This window comes from Prochlorococcus marinus XMU1404, from assembly GCF_017696175.1.
GTDB classification, from domain to species: Bacteria; Cyanobacteriota; Cyanobacteriia; order PCC-6307; family Cyanobiaceae; genus Prochlorococcus_A; species Prochlorococcus_A marinus_X.
In genome coordinates this window covers 457135-482888 of the sequence record NZ_JAAORE010000001.1, presented here as the reverse complement: position 1 = coordinate 482888, position 25754 = coordinate 457135, and the positions used below count along the sequence as shown (strand labels likewise).

31 protein-coding genes and 2 tRNA genes are annotated in these 25754 nt (G+C 32.5%); 17 read left to right on the top strand and 16 right to left on the bottom strand.

Features of this window, described 5'->3' with window-relative positions:
- The first annotated feature begins 89 nt into the window (after positions 1 to 89).
- Together rpoD and hemC are read left to right on the top strand one after the other, a co-directional pair.
- Positions 90 to 1274: an RNA polymerase sigma factor RpoD gene (rpoD, locus tag HA144_RS02770; RefSeq protein WP_209042218.1), complete on the top strand. Its 1185-nt coding sequence runs from the start codon at positions 90 to 92 to the stop codon at positions 1272 to 1274.
- A 95-nt stretch (positions 1275 to 1369) separates the two neighbouring features.
- The gene (gene hemC, locus HA144_RS02765; protein ID WP_209042216.1) at positions 1370 to 2320 is read left to right on the top strand and encodes a hydroxymethylbilane synthase; all 951 of its coding nucleotides are present in this window, start codon (positions 1370 to 1372) and stop codon (positions 2318 to 2320) included.
- A 6-nt stretch (positions 2321 to 2326) separates the two neighbouring features.
- Here hemC and HA144_RS02760 read toward each other — a convergent pair whose 3' ends face one another.
- The gene (locus tag HA144_RS02760) at positions 2327 to 2914 is read right to left on the bottom strand and encodes an inorganic diphosphatase (RefSeq protein ID WP_209042214.1); all 588 of its coding nucleotides are present in this window, start codon (positions 2912 to 2914) and stop codon (positions 2327 to 2329) included.
- A gap of 63 nt (positions 2915 to 2977) precedes the next feature.
- Positions 2978 to 4483: a carboxypeptidase M32 gene (locus HA144_RS02755; RefSeq protein ID WP_209042212.1), complete on the bottom strand. Its 1506-nt coding sequence runs from the start codon at positions 4481 to 4483 to the stop codon at positions 2978 to 2980.
- A gap of 110 nt (positions 4484 to 4593) precedes the next feature.
- Here HA144_RS02755 and HA144_RS02750 point away from each other — a divergent pair, with 110 nt between their 5' ends.
- The 4 genes from HA144_RS02750 to HA144_RS02735 are packed head-to-tail and all read left to right on the top strand — an operon-like array spanning position 4594 to position 8052.
- A complete protein-coding gene (locus HA144_RS02750; RefSeq protein ID WP_209042211.1) occupies positions 4594 to 5049 on the top strand; it encodes a secondary thiamine-phosphate synthase enzyme YjbQ in 456 nt (151 codons plus the stop codon).
- 37 nt (positions 5050 to 5086) lie between these two features.
- Positions 5087 to 5377 carry a 4a-hydroxytetrahydrobiopterin dehydratase gene (locus HA144_RS02745; RefSeq protein WP_209042210.1) on the top strand — a complete coding sequence of 97 codons (291 nt, stop codon included), beginning with the start codon at positions 5087 to 5089 and terminating at the stop codon, positions 5375 to 5377.
- A gap of 42 nt (positions 5378 to 5419) precedes the next feature.
- On the top strand, positions 5420 to 6487 hold the full coding sequence (locus HA144_RS02740; RefSeq protein ID WP_209042208.1) for a CobW family GTP-binding protein: 1068 nt from the start codon (positions 5420 to 5422) through the stop codon (positions 6485 to 6487).
- 26 nt (positions 6488 to 6513) lie between these two features.
- Positions 6514 to 8052 carry an ABC transporter permease gene (locus HA144_RS02735; protein WP_209042206.1) on the top strand — a complete coding sequence of 513 codons (1539 nt, stop codon included), beginning with the start codon at positions 6514 to 6516 and terminating at the stop codon, positions 8050 to 8052.
- Here HA144_RS02735 and HA144_RS02730 read toward each other — a convergent pair.
- The 4 genes from HA144_RS02730 to HA144_RS02715 are packed head-to-tail and all read right to left on the bottom strand — an operon-like array spanning position 8049 to position 11200.
- A complete protein-coding gene (locus tag HA144_RS02730) occupies positions 8049 to 9005 on the bottom strand; it encodes a lysylphosphatidylglycerol synthase domain-containing protein (protein WP_209042205.1) in 957 nt (318 codons plus the stop codon). The genes HA144_RS02735 and HA144_RS02730 overlap by 4 nt on opposite strands.
- Positions 9002 to 10228: a nickel pincer cofactor biosynthesis protein LarC gene (gene larC, locus HA144_RS02725; RefSeq protein ID WP_209042203.1), complete on the bottom strand. Its 1227-nt coding sequence runs from the start codon at positions 10226 to 10228 to the stop codon at positions 9002 to 9004. The genes HA144_RS02730 and larC overlap by 4 nt, the downstream gene beginning before the upstream one ends.
- Before the next feature lie 39 nt (positions 10229 to 10267).
- Positions 10268 to 10876 (bottom strand): hypothetical protein, encoded by a 609-nt coding sequence (locus HA144_RS02720; protein ID WP_209042201.1) that lies wholly within the window; start codon positions 10874 to 10876, stop codon positions 10268 to 10270.
- 39 nt (positions 10877 to 10915) lie between these two features.
- A complete protein-coding gene (locus HA144_RS02715) occupies positions 10916 to 11200 on the bottom strand; it encodes a hypothetical protein (protein WP_209042199.1) in 285 nt (94 codons plus the stop codon).
- A gap of 72 nt (positions 11201 to 11272) precedes the next feature.
- Between HA144_RS02715 and xth the strand changes: the two genes are divergently transcribed.
- Together xth and hemL are read left to right on the top strand one after the other, a co-directional pair.
- The gene (xth, locus tag HA144_RS02710) at positions 11273 to 12118 is read left to right on the top strand and encodes an exodeoxyribonuclease III (RefSeq protein WP_209042197.1); all 846 of its coding nucleotides are present in this window, start codon (positions 11273 to 11275) and stop codon (positions 12116 to 12118) included.
- A gap of 227 nt (positions 12119 to 12345) precedes the next feature.
- Positions 12346 to 13647, top strand: a complete 1302-nt coding sequence (hemL, locus tag HA144_RS02705; protein ID WP_209042195.1) for a glutamate-1-semialdehyde 2,1-aminomutase — start codon at positions 12346 to 12348, stop codon at positions 13645 to 13647.
- Positions 13648 to 13711: 64 nt separating this feature from the next.
- Here hemL and HA144_RS02700 read toward each other — a convergent pair whose 3' ends face one another.
- The 5 genes from HA144_RS02700 to HA144_RS02680 all read right to left on the bottom strand — a co-directional run bounded on the left by HA144_RS02700 (position 13712) and on the right by HA144_RS02680 (position 17074).
- On the bottom strand, positions 13712 to 14515 hold the full coding sequence (locus tag HA144_RS02700; RefSeq protein ID WP_209042192.1) for a prohibitin family protein: 804 nt from the start codon (positions 14513 to 14515) through the stop codon (positions 13712 to 13714).
- Between the two features lie 109 nt (positions 14516 to 14624).
- Positions 14625 to 14834 carry a hypothetical protein gene (locus HA144_RS02695; RefSeq protein WP_209042191.1) on the bottom strand — a complete coding sequence of 70 codons (210 nt, stop codon included), beginning with the start codon at positions 14832 to 14834 and terminating at the stop codon, positions 14625 to 14627.
- Positions 14835 to 14860: 26 nt separating this feature from the next.
- Positions 14861 to 15358: a YajQ family cyclic di-GMP-binding protein gene (locus tag HA144_RS02690; protein WP_209042189.1), complete on the bottom strand. Its 498-nt coding sequence runs from the start codon at positions 15356 to 15358 to the stop codon at positions 14861 to 14863.
- Positions 15359 to 15426: 68 nt separating this feature from the next.
- A complete protein-coding gene (locus HA144_RS02685; RefSeq protein WP_209042187.1) occupies positions 15427 to 15939 on the bottom strand; it encodes a DNA recombination-mediator protein A in 513 nt (170 codons plus the stop codon).
- Between the two features lie 25 nt (positions 15940 to 15964).
- The gene (locus tag HA144_RS02680) at positions 15965 to 17074 is read right to left on the bottom strand and encodes a phosphotransacetylase family protein (protein ID WP_209042185.1); all 1110 of its coding nucleotides are present in this window, start codon (positions 17072 to 17074) and stop codon (positions 15965 to 15967) included.
- Positions 17075 to 17230: 156 nt separating this feature from the next.
- Here HA144_RS02680 and HA144_RS02675 point away from each other — a divergent pair, with 156 nt between their 5' ends.
- Positions 17231 to 17950 carry an SDR family oxidoreductase gene (locus HA144_RS02675; protein WP_209042183.1) on the top strand — a complete coding sequence of 240 codons (720 nt, stop codon included), beginning with the start codon at positions 17231 to 17233 and terminating at the stop codon, positions 17948 to 17950.
- A gap of 3 nt (positions 17951 to 17953) precedes the next feature.
- On the opposite strand, the gene map is transcribed toward HA144_RS02675, so the two are convergent.
- Entirely contained in the window at positions 17954 to 18793 is an 840-nt protein-coding gene (map, locus tag HA144_RS02670; RefSeq protein ID WP_209042181.1) for a type I methionyl aminopeptidase, read from the bottom strand.
- 190 nt (positions 18794 to 18983) lie between these two features.
- Between map and HA144_RS02665 the strand changes: the two genes are divergently transcribed.
- The 6 genes from HA144_RS02665 to gltX all read left to right on the top strand — a co-directional run bounded on the left by HA144_RS02665 (position 18984) and on the right by gltX (position 21732).
- Positions 18984 to 19193: a hypothetical protein gene (locus tag HA144_RS02665; RefSeq protein ID WP_245152802.1), complete on the top strand. Its 210-nt coding sequence runs from the start codon at positions 18984 to 18986 to the stop codon at positions 19191 to 19193.
- Positions 19194 to 19225: 32 nt separating this feature from the next.
- Positions 19226 to 19696, top strand: a complete 471-nt coding sequence (rplS, locus tag HA144_RS02660) for a 50S ribosomal protein L19 (RefSeq protein WP_245152801.1) — start codon at positions 19226 to 19228, stop codon at positions 19694 to 19696.
- Between the two features lie 53 nt (positions 19697 to 19749).
- Positions 19750 to 19822 (top strand) — tRNA-Trp (locus tag HA144_RS02655).
- 36 nt (positions 19823 to 19858) lie between these two features.
- Complete coding sequence (locus HA144_RS02650; protein ID WP_002807701.1) at positions 19859 to 20053, top strand: hypothetical protein; 195 nt, start codon at positions 19859 to 19861, stop codon at positions 20051 to 20053.
- A 148-nt stretch (positions 20054 to 20201) separates the two neighbouring features.
- A tRNA-Asp gene (locus HA144_RS02645) sits at positions 20202 to 20275 on the top strand.
- A 17-nt stretch (positions 20276 to 20292) separates the two neighbouring features.
- Positions 20293 to 21732, top strand: a complete 1440-nt coding sequence (gene gltX / locus HA144_RS02640; RefSeq protein WP_209042177.1) for a glutamate--tRNA ligase — start codon at positions 20293 to 20295, stop codon at positions 21730 to 21732.
- On the opposite strand, the gene HA144_RS02635 is transcribed toward gltX, so the two are convergent.
- The 3 genes from HA144_RS02635 to tsaD form a co-directional block, all read right to left on the bottom strand.
- A complete protein-coding gene (locus tag HA144_RS02635) occupies positions 21729 to 22928 on the bottom strand; it encodes a cation:proton antiporter (RefSeq protein WP_209042176.1) in 1200 nt (399 codons plus the stop codon). The genes gltX and HA144_RS02635 overlap by 4 nt on opposite strands.
- A gap of 163 nt (positions 22929 to 23091) precedes the next feature.
- A complete protein-coding gene (locus HA144_RS02630; RefSeq protein ID WP_025933243.1) occupies positions 23092 to 23268 on the bottom strand; it encodes a high light inducible protein in 177 nt (58 codons plus the stop codon).
- A 5-nt stretch (positions 23269 to 23273) separates the two neighbouring features.
- Positions 23274 to 24344, bottom strand: a complete 1071-nt coding sequence (gene tsaD, locus HA144_RS02625; RefSeq protein ID WP_209042174.1) for a tRNA (adenosine(37)-N6)-threonylcarbamoyltransferase complex transferase subunit TsaD — start codon at positions 24342 to 24344, stop codon at positions 23274 to 23276.
- Positions 24345 to 24419: 75 nt separating this feature from the next.
- Between tsaD and HA144_RS02620 the strand changes: the two genes are divergently transcribed.
- Complete coding sequence (locus HA144_RS02620; protein ID WP_209042172.1) at positions 24420 to 24974, top strand: Photosystem I reaction center subunit III; 555 nt, start codon at positions 24420 to 24422, stop codon at positions 24972 to 24974.
- Between the two features lie 28 nt (positions 24975 to 25002).
- Positions 25003 to 25137, top strand: coding sequence for a photosystem I reaction center subunit IX (gene psaJ / locus HA144_RS02615; RefSeq protein ID WP_011862490.1), 135 nt, complete (start codon positions 25003 to 25005; stop codon positions 25135 to 25137).
- Positions 25138 to 25152: 15 nt separating this feature from the next.
- Here psaJ and gmk read toward each other — a convergent pair whose 3' ends face one another.
- Positions 25153 to 25707, bottom strand: coding sequence for a guanylate kinase (gene gmk / locus HA144_RS02610; protein WP_209042170.1), 555 nt, complete (start codon positions 25705 to 25707; stop codon positions 25153 to 25155).
- Positions 25708 to 25754: the final 47 nt, after the last annotated feature.

Below are 25754 nucleotides of genomic sequence, written 5' to 3'. Positions count from 1 at the left end.
AAATTAACCGGGAAATTTACTACTAAATGTACAAATTAGCCCTAAATAAATTTTTATCTAGTTAAATTCACCGTAGAAAGGAGTAAATCATGAGTCCAGTCGCAGCAGAATCAAAAAATTCCAAACCTAGTTCAAAAAAAAAGATTAATAAAAAAATCAATACCAGTCTAGAAACAGCAGTTGAAGAAGATACTAATAACATTAGTCAAACTTTAAATTCATCTTCTGATTTAAATGAAAGCAGCGTAGATAACAGTAATGAATATAGTAATTCTGAAGAAGAAGAAGATAAAGGGCTTGGAAACATAAAGCTTGGGCCAAAAGGCACATACACTGAAGATTCAATAAGAGTTTACCTTCAGGAAATCGGAAGAATTAGACTTTTAAGACCTGATGAAGAAATTGAACTTGCAAGAAAAATTGCTGATTTACTCCAATTAGAAGAACTGGCAACTCAATACGAGTCTGAAAAAGGTCATTTCCCATCTGTTAGAGAATGGGCTGAATTGATAGATATGCCTCTTTCCAAATTTAGAAGAAGACTTCTTTTAGGAAGAAGAGCGAAAGAAAAAATGGTTCAATCAAATTTAAGATTGGTTGTTTCCATTGCAAAAAAATATATGAATAGAGGTTTATCATTTCAAGATTTAATTCAAGAAGGAAGTTTGGGTCTGATTAGGGCTGCTGAAAAATTTGACCATGAAAAAGGTTATAAATTCTCTACTTACGCTACTTGGTGGATTCGCCAAGCCATTACTAGAGCAATTGCAGATCAAAGTAGAACTATTAGATTACCAGTGCATCTATACGAGACAATTTCCAGAATCAAAAAGACGACAAAAGTTCTTAGCCAAGAATTCGGAAGGAAGCCAAGTGAAGAAGAAATCGCTGAAAGTATGGAAATGACAATTGAAAAATTAAGATTTATCGCTAAAAGTGCCCAGCTACCTATTTCTTTAGAAACTCCAATAGGCAAAGAGGAAGACTCAAGACTTGGAGACTTCATAGAAGCAGATATAGAAAATCCGGAGCAAGATGTTTCTAAAACATTATTAAGAGAAGATTTAGAAGGAGTTCTAGCGACTCTAAGTCCAAGGGAAAGAGATGTTCTTAGATTGAGGTATGGAATTGATGATGGAAGAATGAAAACTCTTGAAGAAATAGGACAGATTTTTGATGTAACACGTGAAAGAATTAGACAAATAGAAGCAAAAGCTCTCAGAAAACTTAGACATCCAAATCGAAATGGTGTTTTAAAAGAATATATAAAATAAAAATAGTTAAATATAATTTTCAGCATTAGAAAGTTGCAAAGTAATAGATTAAAATTAATTCGAATAAATTTTAATCTAATTCAAAATAATATTTAATGACTAACTTTAAACTTAAAATAGCTAGTAGAAGAAGCAAACTAGCTATGGTTCAAACTTTATGGGTCAAAGATCAACTAGAAAAAAATATTCCCAATTTAGAGGTATCTATAGAGGCTATGGCAACTCAAGGAGACAAAATTCTAGATGTAGCCTTAGCAAAAATAGGGGACAAAGGTTTATTTACAAAAGAACTTGAAGCACAAATGCTTGTAGGCCAAGCAGATATAGCAGTTCATTCTCTAAAAGATTTACCAACCAATTTACCTAGTGGTCTTAAATTAGGATGTATCACAAAAAGAGAAGACCCTGCAGATGCTTTAGTAGTTAGCAAAAAGAATGATTGTTATAAATTAGAAACTTTACCTGCAGGTTCAATTGTAGGGACAAGCTCTCTTAGAAGGCTTGCACAATTAAGAAATAAGTACCCTCATCTTAATTTCAAAGATATCAGAGGAAATGTTATTACAAGAATAGAAAAATTAGATGCAGGAGAATTTGATTGCATAATTCTTGCTGCAGCTGGTTTAAAGAGATTAGGATTCGAATCAAGAATTCATCAGATTATTCCAAATGAAATTTCTCTTCATGCCGTTGGACAAGGTGCACTAGGTATCGAATGTAAATCTGATGATAAAAAGGTTTTAGAAATTATAAATGTTTTAGAAGATAAACCCACTAGTCAAAGATGTCTTGCGGAGAGGTCATTTTTAAGAGAGCTTGAAGGTGGATGCCAAGTTCCAATAGGTGTCAATAGTGGTTTTAAAAATGGACAACTTTACCTCACAGGCATGGTTGCCTCTCTGGATGGAAAAATACTGATTAAAGATCAATGTATTGGGGATATTAATAATCCTGAGCAAATAGGAAAAGAACTAGCTAATAAATTAAAAGGTCAGGGAGCAGATAAAATACTCACTGAAATATTTGAACAATTCAGGGAAAACTAAACTTAGTTAATTTATTAGTTTTGGAGCAATTTCTTTTTTATATCTATCTTCACAATCTTTAATCACTTTAACAGCTTCTTCTATCCCAAAAAAACCATTTACAGTACATGTCCCAGGTTTTTTAAGGTCTTTGTAATGTTCCCAATAATACTTTGTTTCTTTTAGCCAATGCTCTCCGAGATCCTCAAAACTTAAGATATGATCCATTCTTTTATCATCAGAAAGAACCGCTATAACCTTATCGTCTACCTCTCCACCATCATCAAATTTCATTACCCCGATAATTCTTGCCTCAACAATTGATCCCGGGATCAATGGCTCAGTAACTCCAATAATTTCCACATCAAGTGGATCTCCATCTTCATCCCATGTCCTCGGAATACATCCATAAGCAAAGGGATAAGCAAGAGAAGAATAACCCACCCTATCAAGCTTAAGATGACCCGTTTCTGTAATTAATTCATATTTATTTATCGTATTAGAATTCAATTCAACGATAGTATTAACTATTGAATTTGAGCTATCAGTGAAAGCATTGAGTATATGCAATAAATTTGGTGTAACCCTACTTGGAGGTTGATTAAGATTTGCCATCAAACATTTATTTTTATTTATTTTACATCCTCATACTCAACGAAATTCTTTTTAAGTAAAGTTTCAGATAAAATCATTTATTTTAGAACTTAAATGATCAATAAAATATTGAGGTGATAGTTCTTCATTAGTTACTGTTCTTACCAACTCCATGGAATTAACTGATCTACCATATTTATGTATATTATTTTTCAACCAATTAATTATCTTTTGATATTCACCATTTTCTATTAAATTATCAATCAAACCAATATCCTTCTCCATTTGAGTAGATATTTGTGCACTTATTAGATGTCCCAACAAGTATGAAGGGAAGTATCCAAAAGCTCCTTCACTCCAGTGAACATCTTGAAGGCAACCTTCTGAATCATTAGATGGTTTTATTCCTAGAAGTTGATCATATCTTTTATTCCATTCGCCTGGGATGTCTTTAGCAGGTAATCCTCTTTCAATTAAATCAATTTCAAGTTCGGTTCTTATCAATATGTGTAAACCATAAGTCAATTCGTCTGCCTCAACCCTATTTAATCCGGCTTCCAAATGATTAATAGATTTCCAGAGTTCTGAAGATTTATTTAGAGAACATCCGGCTGAAACAAATTTCTTAAAAAATCTTTTTGAAAAAGATTTGGATTTAACAATTCTATTTTCCCAAAATAGAGATTGACTTTCATGAATCCCCATAGAAGTTGCTTGACCTAAAGGCCAAGCAAACCATTGATGGCTTTGAGATGGTAGACCTTGCTCATAAATTGAATGTCCCCACTCATGAGCAGTTGCTAAAAAACTTGATAAAGGTTCACCTTCAACGATTCTTGTCGTAATCCTATAATCATTAGGCCCTAATGTAATCGAAAAAGGATGGGGAGATTTACCAACAACAACGATATCTTTATCTCTCCCAAACTCATCAAGTAATTTAGAACATAAATCTTGTTGAGATTCTGGACTTAAGTCCCAATGAATTTTTTTTGACTGTTTAATTCCTCTAATTAACTCAGGGATAGTTTCTTTTAATGGTTGAAACATTTTATTTAACCATTTCAAAGTTAATTCAGGCTCAAAAGGTTGGGCAAGTGTCTCCCAGGGTGAATATTGATCAGGAATTTGTTTTGCCTCTTCAATCCTCAATTTGACTAATTCTTCAAAGAATGGAAGAAAAATTTTGAAATCTGACTTTTTCTTGGCCTCCTGCCAGCTTTCATAACCTTTAGATTTTGCCTTTGCTAAAGACTCAACTAATTTAGGATCCAAATTTTTTTCCCTATTAAATTCCTTCAATAAAAGATGAATATTTCTTTCTTTATCTTTAATAAAAAATTGATTATCGGTATTTCTTTCGGTATCTAAGAGTTCATCTTTAGCAGATCGTATTAAATTAGATAATTCTTCTGAAGAATTTCTTTCATGCAATACTTTTGCAATGTAAGTAAGTTGTTCAGATCTCCAAGTAGCTCCCTTCCTTGGCATACCAGTATTCTGATCCCAATAAAGAGTGCTTTGGATCGAACCTAATATTTGAGTTTCTTTCAGATAAGCCCCCAGCTTATTCCATTGTATTTCAGCCAAAAATTTAGATTTAGTATGGTTTTATTTTAAGATAAAAAATTTGATATATGCTTTAAACCATAGATCTTTTGTCCATAATAGAATATTGAATAATTAAATTTTGACTTATAATGGAACAAATATTTTCAAAATTAAAATTTTTAACCCATGGCGAAGGTTTTATTGACATCACTCATCATTTAAATTTATTTATTGAAGAAAATAATTTTGATTGCGGAATTTTCAATTTAACTTCACTTCATACCAGTTGCAGCCTAACAATTAATGAGAATGCAGATCCAAATGTACTAAGAGACTTAAAAAAATATATGCAATCATTAGTTCCATACGATTCCTACTTATCTTTATCAAAAAATAGAGAAGAAATATACTACAAACATTATCAAGAAGGAGCTGACGATATGCCAGCACATATTAAAACATCCTTAACAAATACTTGTTTATCTTTAAGTTTTCAAGACGGCAAAATTGTTCTTGGCACATGGCAAGCAGTTTATTTGTGGGAACATAGAATTGAACAAAAGGAAAGAATTATAAACGTACATATAATTGGTGAGAGAAAGTAAAGGATCTATAATATAAAAAATTCAGATTAGTTTTTAAATGGAACCTTACCTTTTACAAGATGGAGAATTAAAGGAATTAGTAGTCAAAATTCCAGGCTGGGAAGTTAAATCTAAACAAATCCAAAGAGAATTTAATTTCGCTAATTTTATACAAGCCTTTTCTTTTATGACTAAGGTTGCTTTAATCTGTGAAAAATATAACCATCATCCGAACTGGGAAAATGTTTATTCAAAAGTAATAATCAGTTTAAATACACATGATTTGGGAGGTATTACAAATCTTGATCAAACATTAGCTTCAGAAATCAACAAAATTTTCGATCAATAAAATTACAATTTTAAATTTATTCACTTAAAACGATTCGTAAAAATGTCTAAAAAGTTATTGCCAGTTACAATTATTAGTGGATTTTTAGGTTCTGGCAAAACCACACTTTTAAATCATATTTTAAAAAATCAAGTCGGTATTAAAACAGCTGTTTTAGTTAATGAATTTGGAGAGATTGGAATAGATAATGACTTAATAATTGAAGGTTCAGAAGATATGATCGAATTAAATAATGGATGTATATGTTGTTCTATCAATGGCGAATTATTAAATACAGTTTCCAAAGTTTTAGAAAGATCCGAAAAAATAGACTATTTAATTGTTGAGACAACTGGATTAGCAGATCCATTACCAGTAGCAATGACTTTTGCCGCTGGTGATCTTAGAGAAAAAGTAAGATTAGATTCGATCATCACTGTTATTGATGGAGAAAATTTTGATTTTGAAATTAATAACACAAATGTTGCCTATTCTCAAATTTTATACGGAGATATCCTTCTTCTAAATAAATCTGATTTAGTAACAGAGGAACAATTAAAGAAAATAGAAAAGTTCATAAATAATATAAAAACAGAACCAAGGATCTTGAGATCAACCAATAGTGAAGTTGGGTTAGAAACAATAATGAGCGTGGGTCTATTTGAGACGGATACTTTTCAATTCGATAAGAATCAGAAAAATGTAGAAGATGATTCTCATGAGCACTCTTCTCATTCTCACGATCACTCCTCTCATTCTCACGATCACTCCCCTCATTCTCACGATCACTCCTCTCATTCTCACGATCACTCTTCTCATTCTCACGATTTGATTAATAATATAGAGGGGTTTACATCAGTTTCTTATGAGACACTTGAACCATTTTCCTTAAGGAAGTTTCAATATTTCTTAGATAATCAAGTATCACAAAATGTATTTAGAGCAAAAGGGATATTATGGTTTATGGAAAGTGAAAGAAAACACATATTTCACTTATCAGGAAAACGTTTTTCTCTTGATGATGAAGAGTGGACAAAAGAGAAATCCAACAAGATAGTATTAATTGGGAAAAACTTAGATCATGAAACTATTAAGAATCAACTTTCATCATGTAGATTTAATTCAGATTAGAGTTAACAATAGGATTTAATTAATTTTTGAAAATACTCATTAAAGAATTTAAGAAAGTAGTAACTGGACTAAAACTTCTCTATATCACTGCTTTTATTGTTGCAATCTCAGTAATTCTTCCAATTTCCAATTTTATTTTAGAAGGAATAGATTACGTTATTAATGGGGATTTTTCATTAGGTTTTGCAGGAGGAGAAGAAGTACTAGGCACTTTAAAAGTTTTAACCCTAACAAGTTTACTTGGAGGAGGCTTAGGAACCTTAAATGGATGGTTACTTTCAAATTGTGATTTCAAGTTCAGAAAAGTTCTCCGTATTTGCCAGCTAATTCCACTAGCTGCTCCAGCATATCTAATAACAGCTATTTTGCAGGATTTAGGAAGTATTTTTGGGTATCAAGTAACTGGTTTATGGTGGGGGTGTTTAATACTTTCTATTTCTACTTATCCATATGTATTTATTCTTGCTAACGAAAGTTTTAATAAATTTGGAGTAAATCAAATCAATGCTAGTAGAGGATTAGGAGTTGGGCCCTGGAGAAGCTTCTTTAAAATTGCTTTTCCAATGGCGTTACCTGCACTAATAACAGGAATAAGTTTAATGTGCATGGAAGTAATGAATGAATTAGGGACATTTGCATTATTAAATATTCCAAGTATTTCTACAGGTATAGCCGAAAATTGGATAATTGAAGGTAATCCAAAAAGTGCTATTGGATTATCTTTAATTGCCTTGTTAATTATTTTCGCTTTAATTATTTTCGAAAAGTTCTCTAGAAGAAAATCAAAGAGGTGGAGTGAAAATCCTGCTGCACAAGATTCTCAAGGATGGGAGTTAAAAAAAACTAGAGCGCTTTTGGCAATAACTATATCCTTATTCCCTCCAATTTTCTCTTTTGGAATTCCATGTTTTTGGGTTCTGCTAAATATCGATCAAATTCAAAAAGGGTTTTCTTTAGAATTACTTACTCTATCATTGAGGACTATTAGTCTTGGACTTTGTACAGCATTAATAACGATGCTATTCTCCTTAATTATTTCCCTGGCTAGACGTCCAAATAAAAGTTTATTTCTAAGACTCATAACAAACCTTGCGGGGATAGGTTACGCAATTCCAGGGACAGTATTAGCTTTATCTTTAATAAGCATTTCTTCTTCAAAGTTCAATTTCACTGCTATTTCCTTGCTAATTTGGGGTTATATTGTCCGATTTCTAACAATTTCTAAGGGTTCCGTTGATTCAAGTCTTGAAAGGATTTCTCCTAGTCTTGATGAAGCTGCACTTGGACTAGGGGAAAATTGGCTTGGAATCATAAAAAGAATTCATTTACCTCTACTCCAAGGGCCAATACTTGTAGGATCACTCTTAGTTTTTGTAGACACAATAAAAGAATTGCCCCTAACATTTATTTTGAGACCATTCGATTTCGACACATTGTCTGTGAGAATATATCAATATGCTGGAGATGAAAGAATGATAGAGGCTATATTACCAGCAATTCTTATCATGACTTTAGGCCTTATTGCATCAATTACATTGATACCAAGTTTAGAGAAAAAAAACTAAATTCTTTTAAACAGTTTTCTAATAAAAAAAGGGAAGCTCAAAAACAAATCTGCCGAGGTAGATATAACTCTAAAATAAATTAAGCTAACAAGAATCGTATTATGTGGAATCTTACTGCCAACAAAAAAAAGGAAGCAGGCTTCAAAAACGCCAACTCCTCCTGGAGCCGTTGGGACTACCAAACCTAAAGTCCATGACAACGAAAACATTACTAATAAAAATTTGATATCGAGAGGATTACTTGTGTTAAAAGTATTGAGGCAAATATAAAAACCAATAAACTTAGATAAAACAAAACCAATTTCAAGTAATAAAGCTTTAGCAGGGAAAAAAGAAATTATATTAATTCTCTTTTCAAATTGGTCTTTTGAATTTGGCAGTCTTAAAACCTCAAATACCCTCCCCTTAAGAGAACCTAATCTTTTTAATACAACATAAATTAATTTCCTATTTAAAAACACTAAAGGCAAAATCAAAAAAGAGTAAAGTGGTGAAAAAATTATTCCCAGCGATGCCAACAGAAAAGATCCACTCAACATAAAGTAAGGCTCTATAAGTGTCGAATACAAAGCAATCTGAGGATTACTTATTTTTCTTATAAAATTAAATCTTTCAACAAAATGCCAAATACCTCCTGGGACATATTTAAGACTATTGGTTAAAACATAAAAAGAAACAAGATTATTACTTTCAAATTCTTTCCCAAACCATTTAACTATGTATTTCCATGCATAAGCATTAAGGTAAATACTTAATAAACAAAATAAAAATGATAAAGATAAATTAATTCCACTCTTTTCTAAATTGATATCGAAAGAAATTTTATCAAAATTATCAAAAAAATAGATGCAAAAATATACCAAGCTTGAAATAAAGAAAATACTTTTTAAACCAACAAAATTAATTTCTTTAAGAAATTTCCAATACGACTTTTTACTTATATTAAATCTCATTTCCAGTTTTCAAATGCTTTAAAGTTTTTCCATGAATCTTTTATTATTTTTCTTATTTCGTCAGTTGATTTTTTATACTCTAGTTTCAATCTAAAAACTTCGTCATTTTCTGGTTTCATAGTTATTGATCCATCAGGCTTCAAAGTCTGTTTAACTTTTATATTTCCAAAAGTCGTTGAACATTCACCTCTCCTTCTAAGTAATATCCACCTTGATTGAGTCCTTTCACGAACTCCAATAGTGTTGGAGTAATCAAACCATAACTGCCTAAAAAATTCTTTTTTCTCTATTGGCAAAATTGCCTGAATAGAAAATCCAATTCTATTTTTTTTCATATTGATAGCTTGATAAGATACGTCGTAAGCCCCTTCAATTCTCAGTTTCTCTACAAAATTAGATATATCTTCGGGTGTTTGGTCATCAATCCATGCTTCTTGGACAGATATCTCTTCACACTTTGGATTAATTTGTTCATTTATAAATGAATCTGCAAATGAAGTAATTTTATAAACTCTTACCAAATTAGGGAATGGAAATTTTAGGTTACCAATGCCTACTCCATAAGAGTTAATAGAATATTTTGAAGGAGGTTGCAAATAGTCAACTAAGTTAGAAAGTAAAGCAATTCCAGTTGGTGTAGATAGTTCACCATTTATTGATTCTAAGCATGAAACAACTTTAATATTTTGTTTCCTTACTAACTCAATTACAGCAGGAGGGGGAACAGATAATTTTCCATGTTCTGTTTGAACAAAACCTTTTCCCAACATTGGCTCATTGCAATAAACCTTCTTAGGATTTAAGTAATTCAATGCAGCACATACTCCTATAATGTCCACTAATGAATCGATAGCTCCAATTTCATGAAAATGTACATCCTCAGGCTCAATACCATGAACTTTTCCTTCCGCACTCGCTAAAGATTCAAATACTTTAAAAATAATTTGCTGTAATTTATCTTCTAAGTGCCCATTTAAAATAAGTTCTTTAATACTTCTCCAATTTCTTTTAATTGAATCGCAATCAATACTCTCAACCTTCGTCTTGATCCCAAGGATTGAACAACTTCTAGATTCTTTAAAATCTAGATTGTATTTATCGGTTAATCCAAGATCAACAAGTGGTTGTTCAATTACTTTTTTAGGCACCCCTAAGTCATAAAAGGCTCCTAACAACATATCCCCAGAGATGCCTGGAGAACATTCAATATAAATATCTTCCATAAACCTTAGATTTCTTTGTTAATAAAATTTTGATAAAAATCAACTTTTTTTAATTTTTTTCGAAAGATTTTTTTCAATAACTTCGTAATTAAATAGTTTCAAAGAATTTCCCTCTCTTATGACATCTAGACTTAAAAAACTATTGAGAAGTTCAAGAGAAAGCTCTCCTTTTATGACTAATTTAAAACTTTTATTTTTTAAATTCTGTAGCTTTGAATCAGGACAGATTTTTATAACACACTCATTCTTTTGAGTGTTTACAAAAACCAATAATCCTCTAACAGAAAAATAATTATCTTTTAAATCTAAATCCTCTAATAGTGAAGAGAAGTTTGTTTTTGAAGAATCACTTGAAAAATCATTCAGCTGATATGGATCCCAAATACCCACAACTTGTAAATGTAGGTTTTGGGTATTTTTATTCTTTGGATAAACAACCCAAAAATAACTTTTCTTTAAATCGATATACTTTTTTATAAGAGATAGTGCTTTTCCTAATAATACTGTTTCTATTTTCTCGCCTTTATCATCAGTTAAATACCCTCTATTTAATCTTTCACTGTCATTGGGAATAAATTTTCCATAAACAATGCCTATTGCCCTATATTGCATTTTATTTGTAACTTTTGGGATAGGATTTTTTAACATATTAAAAATTTAAAATTACAATTTATCGAATTAAATACCTTAATTTTTATCAATATTGTTAAATGACTCTAACGCATCATCTATAGCATCAGAAGGATTAGTTGCATCATTTAAACTATTATATCTTCTAAACATTTCTACCACTTCAAAAGGATTAGTTGGAAGTACTGATTTATCCTCCTCTGTTTTAGTGGAACTATCAATTTCTAATTCTTCAAATAAGTATTCGGCATTAAGGAAATTACCTTTTAAAGAAATAAAGGAGATCAGAAAAATGATTAGAAGTTTTGACTTTGAATTGTTTCTACAAAAATAAATTTTCATTTTTTTTATTAAAGAAATTCTTTAATGCCGAATATTCTTTGCTAATTTAATTTTACATATTCTAGAAGAAATTTGTTAATAGCAACTTGGAATGTTAACTCTATAAGAACTAGGCTTTCACAAATAATAAATTGGATTGATAAAGTTAATCCTGACATTTTATGTTTGCAGGAAACAAAAGTGACAGATGATAGTTTCCCAGCTGAATCTTTCGAAAAATTAGGCTATTCGGTAGAGGTCTATGGACAAAAATCATATAATGGCGTAGCTATTATTTCTAAAGTAAAAGCAGAAAACGTTAAAAAAGGATTCTACAATTGTTCATCCTCTAATAAAAATATCGAAATTTTCCTAGATCAAAAAAGATTGATTTCTGCAGATTTTAATGGAGTCAAAATAATAAATGTTTACGTGCCTAATGGATCTTCACTAGAATCCGAAAAGTTCAAATACAAAATTAATTGGTTAAATTGTCTGGCTACTCTTATAGATGAGCAAGAAAAAAAAGGAGAATTAATTTGTCTGATGGGTGATTTTAATGTTGCTCCATCTGACATAGATATTCATGATCCAAAAAAATATGAAGGGGGGATAATGGCATCTATTATTGAGAGAAACGCACTAAATAATGTTCTGAAAGGAAGATTAATAGACTCATTCAGGATTTTTGAAAAAAACAATGGTCATTGGAGTTGGTGGGATTACCGTAATAACGCATACGAGTTAAATAAAGGCTGGAGAATAGACCATATCTACATCAGCAAAGAACTATCATCAAAACTCAAGAGCTGTGTGATAGACAGCTTACCTAGAGCAAATATACGCCCAAGTGATCATGTACCTGTAATGATTGATCTGCAATTAAATGACATGAATTCAGAATTTTATGAGGATGAGGATAATTTTTTCGAAATATAAATAAAATATAGATGGAATTTTTTAATTCGTGAAAACGCTTATTAATAAAGAGTTATGAAGATTAGTAATAATCATTATCATAATTTCCCAAAAATTAATAATTTACAATCGAAACTAACGCAATAAAAATATCATAATGTAGAATTTCAACCTGATTGACAAAATTTTTACTTATTTATAAGTTAGAACATGACAAAATCATTCTCAAAGCTTCATTTATTTAAATTGTGACTGACATATTAAATTGCACCCAATCAGAAGAAGTTTTCTCCGCCGCCCAAGAATTAATGCCTGGAGGAGTTAGCTCTCCTGTTAGAGCTTTCAAGTCTGTTGGTGGACAGCCCATTGTTTTTGATAGAGTTAAAGGCCCTTTTGCTTGGGATATCGATGGGAATAGATATATTGACTACATAGGTAGCTGGGGGCCCGCTATATGCGGACATGCTCACCCTGAAGTTACAACGGCATTACAAGAAGCGATTGAGAAAGGTACCAGCTTCGGTGCTCCGTGTGTTTTAGAGAACAAACTCGCTGAGATGGTTATAGACGCCGTCCCATCTGTGGAAATGGTTAGATTTGTTAATAGTGGTACTGAAGCCTGTATGGCTGTTTTAAGGCTTATGAGAGCATTCACCGGAAGAGATAAAGTTATCAAATTTGACGGGTGCTATCACGGTCATGCAGATATGTTTTTAGTGAAAGCAGGCTCAGGAGTAGCCACTTTGGGATTACCCGATTCTCCAGGGGTTCCAAGAACAACAACTGCTAATACACTTACTGCACCTTATAATGATCTTGAAGCAGTAAAAAAATTATTTTCTGAAAATCCTGACGCAATTTCGGGAGTGATTCTTGAACCTATCGTTGGTAATGCTGGCTTTATTACTCCTGAGCCTGGATTCTTAGAAGGATTAAGAGAATTAACAACTGAAAATGGGTCCTTATTAGTTTTTGATGAAGTCATGACTGGTTTCCGAATCAGTTATGGAGGCGCTCAAGAAAAATTTGGAGTTACTCCTGATTTAACTACACTAGGGAAAGTAATTGGTGGAGGCTTACCTGTAGGAGCCTATGGAGGCAAAAAGGAAATAATGTCAATGGTTGCCCCTTCTGGACCGGTCTACCAAGCAGGAACTCTGAGCGGCAATCCACTAGCAATGACTGCTGGAATAAAAACTCTAGAGCTACTTAAACAGGAAGGAACATACGAGAAATTAGATGCAATAACATCTAGGTTGATTGAAGGAATAATTCAATCTGCAGAAAATAATGGCATTACAATAAATGGTGGAAGTGTAAGTGCTATGTTTGGATTTTTCTTGTGTGATGGGCCAGTTAGGAACTTTGATGAAGCGAAAACAAATAATGCAGAACTATTTGGCAAGTTGCACAGAGAAATGCTTCAAAGAGGTGTTTACTTAGCACCAAGTCCTTTTGAAGCAGGCTTCACATCATTAGCTCATAGCGAGGAAGAGATTGATAAAACGATAGAAGCTTTCGATGAATCTTTTAATTCCATAAAAGTTTGAAAACTTACTTTCTTTTCTAGTGGGACAAAATTCCAGAATTATTAGTTAAAAAAACAATCTTTAATTACCTTCTACCACCAACAATTACTGGTGGGCTGCCACCTTCTGAACCTGGCAGACCAGGTACAACTTGAGTACTACCGTCCCATTTGTCTAGAAATAATTTGAAAAGCACTTGATCATCAAGGCTTCTATTTAATGTCTCATATCTAAGAGCTTCTTGTTCTGCAATTTCAACCTCAGTTTTTGCCCTTAATAATTGTTGACCGGCTATTTGCTTTTGTTCAATGGCTGCTCTATATTCTTCTGCTATCTCTAACCCTGTCAAGTCTAAACTTTTAACGTCTACATAATCGAATGAATTCAATTCTTGAGCTACTGTATCTCCTACTTTTTCAGAAATGACTGCAAATTCTGTGGCTATTGTCTCTAGCTCATATTGAGAAAAGACAGATTTGAGAGCTTTTAGTAAAGATGGCTGAACAATTTTTTGATATACATCACTATTTCTACTTGCAATTGTTGCGAAAATTCTTCCTGCTTCATTAGGTTTGACCGAATATTTGACAGTGGCTGTGGCCCTAATAACTTGAAGATCCTTAGTTAAAGTTTCAAATTTTTCAGGTTGAACTTGAGTTTTTATATCAAATGGATATACAGACTGAACGAATGGGAGCTTAAAGTTCAAGCCAGCCCTCCTAGAAGGACCGCTTACTTTCCCTAATGTTGTAACTACTGCAACCTGTCCGGAGGGGACAACAAATAGAGCCTGAGTAAGTAAAAGAAAGCCAGTAAAAGACAATACAATTAGTAGGGTTGCTGTTCCACCTGGACCGGTTGGGGTGACATTTTTAAAGGATGTTGACATTAAATTATTCTTTTCTTTAATAGTATTTAATCTAATTAATTAGTGCATTAATAGAGCATTTAATTAAAATATTTTTTTAATAATTGTGAAAGAAATATAAATATTATATTTATTTAATTTTTGATTTAAATTCCTGCAAAAGTTTTAAATAAAGGTCTTCATCTATTTCTCTAATGTCATATTCAGAGGGCAAAACTCCATGCTTATGCTCATGTACTGCCATCCAACAAAATTTTTCTATTTCTCCCCTTGAAAAACGGGGATATTCTTTTACCTTCATGAGTAATTTCTTAATAAGAGATTCTGGATGATCTACCATATTTTTTAAATTATCTTTTTAAGATTTTATCTAAAATTATTGGCCTTTAGAGGAATATTCAAAGATTCTTCCAATTGACCAACAAGCTTAATTGCCAGTTGAAGATCATTTTTGCTCTTGCTCGAGATTCTTAGTGTTTCTCCATTAATGCTTACATTTATTTTTTTAATCTGATCTCTAATATTTTTACTAATTTTTTTTGCTATTTCTTGTTTGATGCCTTGTTTCAATAAAATGGTCTGTTTTACTTTATTGCCGCTCACTATTTCAATTTCACCATAATCGAAAATTTTCAAAGATAAGTTTCTTTTTATTGCCTTTTGTCTGATGATGTCATTTATAGCATTTAATGTAAGTTCACTATTAGTGGTTATAGAAATATTTTCTTTATCTAAATCAACTGTTGAACCAGTCCCTTTCAAATCATAGCGTTGAGAAATTTCTCTTTTTACTTGATCTAAAGTATTAACTAATTCCTGTCTCTCAAAATCAGAAACCACATCAAATGAAAAGCTTTCTGCCATCGTAAATTTTTTGAATGCAAGATTATTTTTAGCATAAATCAAATTTAAATAAAGAAAAATTGATTTATTTAATCAAAAAATAACAAACTAACCACCTTTCCCATCTCTTCTGCACATCTACAACTATTAAGCAAGGTTTCACTATCGTGAAAGGCAAAACATATTAATTGATCACACCTAGAAATTATTTCTTGGTTACAAAGGCTGCTTGCGAGTGGCAAAGGCAATTCATCATTTTCACTTTTTTCAACCAAATGAATAACTCTTTCAAGTTGATGCTTGATTTCGGGTAATTGTCTATCAAGGCTTTGTGGTAATAAAACAGTCAATAATGATGGATTAATATCCAACACAGCTCGAATCACAGCAGCATTTACTCCTTGAGATCCTGAAGTAAGAATATTATGTTCTTCCTCTGCCAATGACCTTGCTATCAACTCAATCAAGTGGATATCGACAACTGGTACATGTCTACTGCCCAAAAATGCAATCCTCCTTTTTCCATTATCTTGGAGTTTTGCGAGTTCTTGTGCTAAGGCATCAACGCCTTGTGTTGGAGGTAAATCTAAAGAGCGACTCAAAATAAAATGGATCCTATATTTGAAATTAGCATTTATCTGGAAAATTGCAGGGAAAATCTATCTTTTTGAGAATTCTTTGTAAATTTACGTTCTCCTGAACTAATTGAACAGCATAAGAAGCTTTGATTGATTCGTGTATTCTTACATGACCAAAAGCTTGTTCAATAATTTCTACAGAAGAGAGAGTGTCTAGTTCTACTTTCAAAATTGGCACCTCCAATTCCTCTGCTCTATGAATAAGTTGTGATAAAGGTTCTCCCAAACCGGTTAGAATAAGACATTGAGTCGAAGCCTCCAAAGCCGCAAGTTGAATATCAGTTCTATCAGCGCCAGTCACTACAGCCATATTTCTTCTTCTTCTGAAAAATTCCATTGCAGAATTAACACCCATTGCCCCAATACTTAATGTCTCAACTAGTAATTGATCTTTTTCGGGGCAACAAATTACTTGGGCATCTAATCTTCTTACAAGCTCTCCGACAGTTACACTTCTGAGCAGTGGTGATTTAGGCATCACCCCAAACACTTCAATATTCATGTCTTCAAGAGAGGGTATTATTTCATTTTTAACTTTTTCGACTTCTTGAGGTCGCACTGCATTTAGAACAACTCCAGCTAAATGCTCTCCCAATTGTTTTTTCGCATCAAGTAATGCATCTACGCTTTTACAATCTTCCCATAAATTTACGATTAAGACCTTTGCATCTAAACTCTCTGCTAGTTGGGGGAGACTTAAGCCATAAATCATTCCTTCATGAAGACTTCCAGCCGCTTCTAGGATGTTTAATCCTTCAAAATTATCATTAACCAATCCCTCAATTTGATCAAACCCTTTGCCTGGGAGCAAATCTTTGTTAGAGATTCTTTTTTCAGCTGATATATTATCCAACAACCCTACTGAGGAAATTAAATTCTCCTCTTCGATATTTAATGTAGATCCAATAAACTTAACATCATCATCTATTAATCCTTCATAAGACATTGAAGGAAGATTCGTAAGTTCTATACATGTGGCTAGTGGTTTACCAATACGTACTTTTTTGTTCTCCTGTAAAAGTCTTTTTGCTATCCCAAGAACCAATGCAGACTTACCACTAAATGGCTCACATGAGCCAATTAATAATATATCGCTCATAATTTAGTAGAATTGTTAATCAATAGGTTTAAGATAATATTTTTTTACTAACTAAACAAATATTTATTTATGAGTTTTAATCAAATAAATAAATAAAAAAAATTTTTTTAGGTAAATTTATTGTAATTCTTTGATATTTCGTCGAAATCAAACAAAATGTTAAATTCAATAAAAAACAAAAAAACTGTTGGGATTACTGGAGCTTCTGGTGCTTTAGGGAAAGAACTAACAAAATTGTTTCGTCAAAAAGGATATAAAGTGATTGGATTTACTCACAGTAAAAGTGATTATGAAATAAATCTTGAATCTCCAAATGAATGGGTTAAATGGGAATGTGGGAAAGAATCTGCACTAAAAAATCATCTAAAAAAGATTGACATATTAATCTTGAACCACGGAATCTACAACTTGAGTAGAGAAAATTCCAATTATGAAAACTCAATAGAAATAAATGCATTAAGCAAATTCAAGTTTTTAAATTTATTTGAGGATATTGCTCTAACCAATGAGTCACTAATAAAAAAAGAGATTTGGATAAATACATCTGAAGCAGAAATATTACCAGCCCTAAATCCATCATATGAGATAAGCAAATCCCTTATTGGTCAATTAGTGTCTTTCAAAAAATATTTTCAGAACAAAGATACTAAGGAAAAATTAATTATAAAAAAAATCATCTTAGGGCCCTTCAAATCAGAACTTAATCCTATCGGAATTATGAGTCCCAAATTTGTGTCTAAAAAAATTTATGATTTAATCAATTCAAAAAATTATTTAATAATAATTAGTCCAAACCCCATAAGTTATCTACTTTTCCCACTGAAAGAGTTTTTTACTTTTTTGTATTGCCAAATTATTTATAAATACAAATCTTAGAATCTAGAAATCTCTATCTGTCAATATTTCAATCCCATCTTTTAAAACGACTATTGTATGCTCCCATTGCGCAGATAATTTACCATCTTTTGTTATTACAGTCCATCTATCATTTAATGTTTTACAAAATTTAGTCCCTTCGTTAACGATAGGTTCCACCGCCAATGTCATTCCTTCGCGAAGAACGACATTGGGCAATTCTTTTGTCCGAAAATTAAAAACCGATGGTTCTTCATGGAGATTTCTTCCAACTCCATGGCCTGTGTAATCCTCAACAACACTAAAGCCATTTTTTATAACTAAATCTTCAATTTCCCCCGCAACATCAAGAAGTGTATTTCCTGCCTTGATTTTTGAAAGACCTGCATACAAAGCTTTTAATGCTACATCACTGAGATTTTGGGTCTTTGGACTAACTTCTCCTACACAAATTGATATACAACTATCCCCATGGAAACCGTCTAAATATGCTCCTGTATCAATTTTAACTAAGTCACCATTTTTAATTATTTTATTTTTATTTGGTATTCCATGCACAACCTCATTATTAATACTAGAACAAATACTTGAAGGGAAACCATGGTACCCCTTAAAACTAGGTACAGCTCCAAAACTTTTTATCCTCTTTTCTGCGAAATCATCTAAATCTTTTGTACTCATTCCAGGTTCAATTAAATCATTAATTTCTCTAAGCACTGTTGCAACTATCCTACTAGATTTTTTCATCAGATTAATTTCACGTGCAGACTTTATTTCAATTCCTCTTCTCCTCTGGATAAAAGGAATTTGATCATTAGTTTTAGAATTATTTTTATTTAATAAGAGATCTGCAAAATGTTTCATTGGAATAAATAATGGTAATAGCTAAATTTCATCAAGATAGCCATTTTGGTCTTAGCTATCTTAAATCTATCAATAACAATGGGAAACAGGAATGAAATTTTTATCTAATTCTAGGCAATTTCATAAGGCTTTGGCGCCTTGGGTTTTTCTTCCATTGTTTATATCTTCAATTACCGGGGTTCTCTACAGGGTGTCAAAAGATTTATTAGGTTATTCTAGAGACCAAGTTCATTGGTTAATGTCTCTACATGAGGGGGAATGGCTTGGAGGTAATGGCGAATTAATATATGTATTTTTTAATTCCCTTGGAGTTTTATGGATGCTCATAACTGGATTCCAAATGTTTTCAAAAACAATTTCATTTACCAAAAAGGTTACTAATGGCGAGTCAAAAGGTTAAGATATAGAACTTGTAGGATAAAAAAGATCAAAATGGCTAAAGAGAAAAAAGAAAATGAATTAGAAACCAGTACAAACGCTGACGGATCAATTGATGTAGCAGTTGAACAAAAAGAAGAAAAATTGGTTTCTGATACTACAAAAAAAATATGCGTCTCCAACCTTATTGAGGAATTTGAGAATGAGCAATTAAAAAAAGAATTACCTGAAATCTATGTTGGGGACACTGTTAAAGTTGGCGTAAAAATTACAGAGGGTAATAAAGAAAGAGTTCAACCTTATGAAGGTGTCGTCATAGCAAAAAGGCATGGAGGTATCAATCAGACTATTACAGTAAGAAGAATTTTCCAAGGTATAGGCGTTGAGAGAGTATTTATGCTACATAGTCCACAGGTTGCCTCTCTAAAAGTTGAACGTAGAGGTAAAGTAAGAAGAGCTAAGTTATTCTATCTAAGAGATAGAGTAGGGAAAGCTACTCGCGTAAAACAACGCTTTGATCGATAAAGTTGTAAATTAATCAACTTATTGGTCACAAAGGCGCTTATAATTATTTAGATGCGTCGTTAGTTCAGTTGGTAGAACGCAGGTCTCCAAAACCTGATGTCGGGGGTTCAAGTCCTCCACGACGCGTTTGATCAACATTATGCAAATCATTTTTTTCATAAGATGGAGTTAGATCTTCAACCTGGGGACGTAGTTAAAGTCCTCGAATCAGCAGCTTTAGGATGGGTTCGTGCAAGAGTCATCAGAGTTAAATCTGGTGGGAGAGTAGTAGTACAAAGTGACCAAGGCAGAGAATTTACCGCTCGAGGCAATCAAGTTAGGTTGATAGAACCTGCTGGATTTAGACCTCAAAAATAAATATTTATCTAATTCAGGAAAGCTTTAAAATTAACTATTTCTTTAAATCCTCAAATTAATAAATTTTTTTTATTACAACAACATTAATTAAGTATTATGATCTGATAATTTTAATGATGAAGTTCCAATTAAAGTTGGAACAAATTGTGGGACCGTAGTTCAACTGGTTAGAGCACCGCCCTGTCACGGCGGAAGTTGCGGGTTCGAATCCCGTCGGTCCCGTTTTTTCTAAAAGAAATTTGGAAAGACGTTTAAGATTAGCCCCAAGTCCAACAGGTTTATTTCATATTGGTACAGCTCGAACAGCTTTATTCAACTGGTTGTATGCAAAAAAAATAGGTGGGAAATTCCTCATAAGAATAGAAGATACAGATTTTTTTCGATCTAAATCTGAGTACGCTAAAAACATTTTAGAGGGATTGAAATGGCTTGGAATTAAATGGGATGAGGAACCTTTAAAGCAAAGTGACCGAATTTCAATTCACAAAAAATACATCAAAAAGTTATTAGATTGTGGAGCTGCTTATAGATGCTTTACTACAGAAGATGAGATTTCCGAATTAAGAGGGGAACAAAAAAAGAAAGGATTACCTCCAAAGCACGATAATAGACACAGAAATCTCTCGAATAAAGAAATAGAAACATTCATATCCCAAGGACGCTCTTCAGTAATAAGGTTCAAGATTGATGAAAACATACAAATTAAATGGGTAGATCAAATAAGAGGTGAAATCAAATGGCAAGGGAAGGACTTAGGCGGTGATTTGGTTTTATCAAGAAGAGCCATGGGATATGAGATTGGAGATCCTTTGTATAATCTTGCAGTTGTAATTGATGATAATTTCATGAATATCACTAATGTAGTAAGGGGGGAAGACCATATCTCTAACACTGCAAAACAAATATTGATTTATGAAGCGTTAGGTTTCAAACTACCAACTTTTTCACATACACCACTAATACTAAATAACGAAGGGAAAAAATTATCTAAGAGAGATTGCGTTACTTCAATCGACGAATTTAGAGATATGGGATATTTACCTGAGGCTTTAGCGAACTACATGGCCTTTCTAGGTTGGTCTCCAAAATCTGCCGAGAGTGAAATACTTTCACTTGATGAGATATCTAAAATTTTTGACTTATCAGATATTAATAAAGCTGGGGCTAAATTTAATTGGGAAAAACTAAACTGGATTAATTCTCAATATATAAAAAATATGGAGACAGAAAAGTTAAGTGGGATCATTAGGAGATACTGGGATAATATGGACTGGGATCCGCCATCTCAAGAATGGGCTATTCAATTAACAATTTTAATTAAAGACTCGATGACCCTTTTGACAGACGCCATTGATCAATCAAAACCATTTTTTTTACTACCTCCAATTCAAAAAGAAGGTCAAGATTTTCTCAAAAATAATGATAGTAAAGAATCCCTAAAACTAATCTTAAATTATTTAATAGAGCAAAATTATTTAAAACTAGACAAAGATAAAGCAAAGGAGATAATAAATGAAATCTCAAAAATGCATAAAGTTAAAAAAGGTATTTTGATGAAATCATTAAGAGTTGCCTTTTTTGGTTCTCTAAGTGGGCCGGATTTAATTCAAAGTTGGGAGCTTTTCTCAGAGAGTAAGAGTGATATATCGCGCATTGAAAGATGTCTTAAATCAATCTAAGAATCTTTTTGGCATAATTCAAGACTATTTGCTAAAGGTTTAGCTGTGAGACCTTGGATTCCTACTGTCATTAAAATTGTAAGAAATACTAAACCCTGAAGACGTCCAGCTCCAAGAATACCAGCCTGTTCTAATCTTATAGAAAAAAGAGAGGCCACCGCCGCAGTCACAATCCCTCTGGGGGCTAACCAGGCTAAAAATATTTTCTCTTTTAAGTCTAATTCTCTTCCCTTTGTTGCAATCCAGATAGCTATAGGACGAACAATTATCATCAACATAAAAACGCAAACAACACCTCCCCAACCTAGCGGACTTAATTCACCCCAAGAAACATCAGCTGCCAAAAGAGGGAAAAGAACAGTAATTGCTAATTGAGCTAATTCACCTATTAAATTATCCAATCTTTCCCTATCAATTACTTCTCTTTTACCTACAATAAAACCTGAAGCTACAGAAGCAGGCAAGCCTGATTCCGGCAAGAAATATTCACAAATTCCATACACAAGGAAAATAAAGCCAAGGGTAACTTGTAGCTCTATGCCAAATGAGGCTTCATTTTTTATTTTTTTTAAAATTTCTGATAGTAACCAACCTGCACTTAAACCTATTAAAACTCCGCCTCCCAGCCTTTGCATTAATGCAATAAATACATCGTTAATCCCACGTAGGTCTCCTAAAGTTAGTTCTAAGAGTAACAATGCTAGTACTGCTCCAATTGGTTCAAGTAACAACCCCTCTGCTTTTAAAACTTCCGAAAGAGGTGAAGCTAGCTTTATTTGTTCAACTAATGGAGAGACAACTGTTGGTCCAGTAGCAAGTACTATGGCACTATATATTCCTGCTACTGGCCATGAAAGGCCTGCCAGCCAATGAGCAATAAAAATTCCAGCGGATAACGAAATAAATAGTCTGACCAATGAAATTTTTAAAACGGTATTTCTTACATTCCCTTCAGGCAGTTTTAAATTTAGTCCTCCTTCAAACAAAACCAAGCAGACTAAGAGACCAACAATAGTTTCAAGTCCTTGTCCGAGATCCAAAGGTTCAACAAGTCCAAAGCCTGATCTTCCAATGAATAATCCCGAAAGCAATAAAATAACGACACTTGGGAATCCTGTAAAAGAAGAAAATAATCTAGCACAAGCGCCTGCGAATACAGTTATTCCCCAAAGTAATCCAAGCCTTTCAGGCGTCATATAAACTTATAAATGATAAAAATATGAGTTATTTTGATTAAATCAATAATCTTATCGCAAGTCCATTAAATACAATACTTTTTAATTTATATATAGGCTGAACAAAACTAATTTTTATTGAATCTCTTAAAAATACTTTTAAGTCAAATGAATTTTATCTTTATTAAGAAAATTGGCTTATCAAAGCAATAATAATAAAAATTATTCCTATCCCGACAGTTGCCATTCTTCCATTCCATATTTCAGCTTGAGGAGTAAAACCTCTTTTCCATAAATTCAGTTCTTTTTTATCAACGAAGTTTTTTGTCTCTTTGATCTCTATTTTAGGTTGTTTATTCATTGCAGTTAGAAAGGAGGATTTTCTTCATAAAGGGTATTTGCTTGTTCAATTGATAGTCTTCCCGAAACACCTAATTTAAGTGAACTTAAATGCTCCTTAAATTTGATCCTGAACAATGCCGCTGCTCCAATCATTGCCGCGTTATCCGTACAAAGATTAAGGGGAGCTAAATGAACTTTAATTGATTTTTTACAAGCTTCACTTTTCATCATTTTTCTTAATGTATTATTAGCAGCCACTCCACCAACTACAACAATATTATCCAAGCCATGATCTTCTGCACATCTTATAGTTCTCTCTACCAAGACTTCTGCAACAACTCTCTCAAAACTCGCAGCAATATCTGAAACTGGGACGTTCTTCCCATCTAAATTTATTTTCTCAACTAGTCTTAATACAGCTGTTTTTAAACCACTAAAAGAGAAATCATATTTAAGAAATCCACCTTTTTTATCAGAAATCCTGCATTTTGGTAAATTAAATTTCATAGGGTCTCCATTTTTAGCAATCTTTTCAATTGCTGGTCCTCCAGGATAACTAAGACCTAATAATCTTCCAACCTTATCAAATGCTTCTCCGGCGGCATCATCAAAACTTTTCCCAAGTCTTCGCATCACTCTTCTATCATCAACCTTTATCAATTCAGTATGTCCTCCACTAACAAGTAATGTAAGGTAAGATTGCTTTGGATAGTTTTCTGAAAATAGAATTGAAGATAAATGTCCCTCTAAATGATGAATTCCCACAAATGGCTTTGAATGTAATATGCAGAGTGATCTTGCAGTTATGGAGCCAACTCTTAAACATCCAACTAATCCAGGAGCTACAGTTGATGCAATATAATCAATTTCCTCAATTTTGATTTTTGATTCTTTTAAAGCCTTTTCTAAAACAAAAGGTAATAACTCCAAGTGCTTTCTAGCTGCAAGCTCAGGAACAACTCCTCCCCATTTTGAATGATCTTTAATTTGAGTTGCAATTATATTTGAATGAATTTTAAAACTATCGTTAATGTTAGAAACTATTGAGACAGATGTCTCATCACAACTTGTTTCAATAGCTAAAACTTTGTGCATATTTGATACAACTTGTTCTATTTTAATATTAATTTCTTAATTAACACACTATTTAGGAATTAAAGATTGCAACTTATGAAATTCTTTTTTTCAATTATAACCTCAGTTTTTCTGTTCCTAGGAATTACTCCAATTGCTCTAGCTGCCAATGGGCCTGCTTTAAACGTAGACAGAGCAAGCACAGAATATACTGCAACAGCCCTAACAAAATGCTCTGAAAACCCTAAATTCATTGAGAGAGCAAGTTCTGCAACTACTCAAAAAGACATCTCAAGATTTGAAAGATATGGAAAAGCATCATGCGGAGATGATGGTCTTCCACATTTAATTATTGGACCTCCACTTGAACCATGGGGTGCTCTTTTAAATAGAGGTCATGAGGGAGATTTACTTATTCCAGGAGTATTGTTTATTTACATAGCTGGAATTATAGGTTGGTCAGGAAGAGAGTATCTGATTGAATCAAAAAAGACTAAGAATCCAGCAGATCTTGAGATCATTATTGACCTAGACTTAGCCAGAAAATGTCTTGTAAAAGGAGCGCAATGGCCTCTTCTTGCTAATAAACAAGGTAGGAATGGGGATTTAAGAGAGAAAGACAACAATATTACACTTAATGGTCCTCGCTAAACATCTTTAAAAAACTTTTATAAAACAAATGTTCAAAATTCTAAACACAAAATTTGTCAGATCTGCCCCAGTGGTAGCAGCAATTTGGCTAAGCCTTACAGCTGGAATAATTATTGAATTTAATAGGTTTTTCCCAGATTTATTATTCCATCCAATGAGCTGATAAAAGAGAAAATAATCAAGTTTTTATTAACTTGATTATTTTTTTTGCTGTTTCATCAACATTGTGATTTGTTAATGCAAAATCAAATTGATTTGATACTGAAATCTCATAATTAGCCCTTGAGAGTCTTTTTTTAATTGCCTCTTCTTTTTCTGTACCTCTATTTCTTATTCTTCTCTCTAACTCTTCTTTATTCGGAGGAAGTAAAAATATTGAAGTTGAATTAGGAAACTTATTTTTTATTTGCCTTGCACCCTCTACTTCAATTTCAAGTAGTACTGTAAATCCCTTTTTTATTTTCTCATTAACAGAATACAAAGGTGTTCCGTAGTAGTTTCCAGCGAATTGAGCCCATTCAAGGAACAGGTTTTGTTCAATCATTTCTTTAAACTTTTCTTGATTTAAAAAGTAGTAATTTTCTCCTTCCTTCTCTCCCTCTCTAGGTTCTCTAGTAGTCGCAGATATTGAAAGCCAAAATTTTTTTTCTTTACCTAATATTTCTTTAATAACTGTTCCTTTACCCACCCCGCTAGGTCCAGTAAGGATAATAAGTTTTTTTTGATTTTTCATATTAAATTTTTTACAGTAAAATAAACTTCTTGTGAATTAAAAAAGAA

Bases quoted from the DNA above. Each gene is read 5' to 3' on its own strand.
- rplS (WP_245152801.1), top strand. From the start codon at position 19,226: ATGGCTAAAGAGAAAAAAGAAAATGAATTAGAAACCAGTACAAACGCT.
- gmk (WP_209042170.1), bottom strand. From the start codon at position 25,707: ATGAAAAATCAAAAAAAACTTATTATCCTTACTGGACCTAGCGGGGTG.
- HA144_RS02750 (WP_209042211.1), top strand. From the start codon at position 4,594: ATGGAACAAATATTTTCAAAATTAAAATTTTTAACCCATGGCGAAGGT.
- HA144_RS02630 (WP_025933243.1), bottom strand. From the start codon at position 23,268: ATGAATAAACAACCTAAAATAGAGATCAAAGAGACAAAAAACTTCGTT.
- HA144_RS02635 (WP_209042176.1), bottom strand. From the start codon at position 22,928: ATGACGCCTGAAAGGCTTGGATTACTTTGGGGAATAACTGTATTCGCA.
- HA144_RS02690 (WP_209042189.1), bottom strand. From the start codon at position 15,358: ATGGCAGAAAGCTTTTCATTTGATGTGGTTTCTGATTTTGAGAGACAG.
- HA144_RS02730 (WP_209042205.1), bottom strand. From the start codon at position 9,005: ATGAGATTTAATATAAGTAAAAAGTCGTATTGGAAATTTCTTAAAGAA.
- HA144_RS02620 (WP_209042172.1), top strand. From the start codon at position 24,420: ATGAAATTCTTTTTTTCAATTATAACCTCAGTTTTTCTGTTCCTAGGA.
- HA144_RS02720 (WP_209042201.1), bottom strand. From the start codon at position 10,876: ATGTTAAAAAATCCTATCCCAAAAGTTACAAATAAAATGCAATATAGG.
- psaJ (WP_011862490.1), top strand. From the start codon at position 25,003: ATGTTCAAAATTCTAAACACAAAATTTGTCAGATCTGCCCCAGTGGTA.
- HA144_RS02675 (WP_209042183.1), top strand. From the start codon at position 17,231: ATGTTAAATTCAATAAAAAACAAAAAAACTGTTGGGATTACTGGAGCT.
- HA144_RS02740 (WP_209042208.1), top strand. From the start codon at position 5,420: ATGTCTAAAAAGTTATTGCCAGTTACAATTATTAGTGGATTTTTAGGT.
- HA144_RS02680 (WP_209042185.1), bottom strand. From the start codon at position 17,074: ATGAGCGATATATTATTAATTGGCTCATGTGAGCCATTTAGTGGTAAG.
- HA144_RS02760 (WP_209042214.1), bottom strand. From the start codon at position 2,914: ATGGCAAATCTTAATCAACCTCCAAGTAGGGTTACACCAAATTTATTG.
- HA144_RS02650 (WP_002807701.1), top strand. From the start codon at position 19,859: ATGGAGTTAGATCTTCAACCTGGGGACGTAGTTAAAGTCCTCGAATCA.
- HA144_RS02700 (WP_209042192.1), bottom strand. From the start codon at position 14,515: ATGTCAACATCCTTTAAAAATGTCACCCCAACCGGTCCAGGTGGAACA.
- HA144_RS02715 (WP_209042199.1), bottom strand. From the start codon at position 11,200: ATGAAAATTTATTTTTGTAGAAACAATTCAAAGTCAAAACTTCTAATC.
- tsaD (WP_209042174.1), bottom strand. From the start codon at position 24,344: ATGCACAAAGTTTTAGCTATTGAAACAAGTTGTGATGAGACATCTGTC.
- HA144_RS02745 (WP_209042210.1), top strand. From the start codon at position 5,087: ATGGAACCTTACCTTTTACAAGATGGAGAATTAAAGGAATTAGTAGTC.
- rpoD (WP_209042218.1), top strand. From the start codon at position 90: ATGAGTCCAGTCGCAGCAGAATCAAAAAATTCCAAACCTAGTTCAAAA.
- map (WP_209042181.1), bottom strand. From the start codon at position 18,793: ATGAAACATTTTGCAGATCTCTTATTAAATAAAAATAATTCTAAAACT.
- larC (WP_209042203.1), bottom strand. From the start codon at position 10,228: ATGGAAGATATTTATATTGAATGTTCTCCAGGCATCTCTGGGGATATG.
- HA144_RS02695 (WP_209042191.1), bottom strand. From the start codon at position 14,834: ATGGTAGATCATCCAGAATCTCTTATTAAGAAATTACTCATGAAGGTA.
- hemC (WP_209042216.1), top strand. From the start codon at position 1,370: ATGACTAACTTTAAACTTAAAATAGCTAGTAGAAGAAGCAAACTAGCT.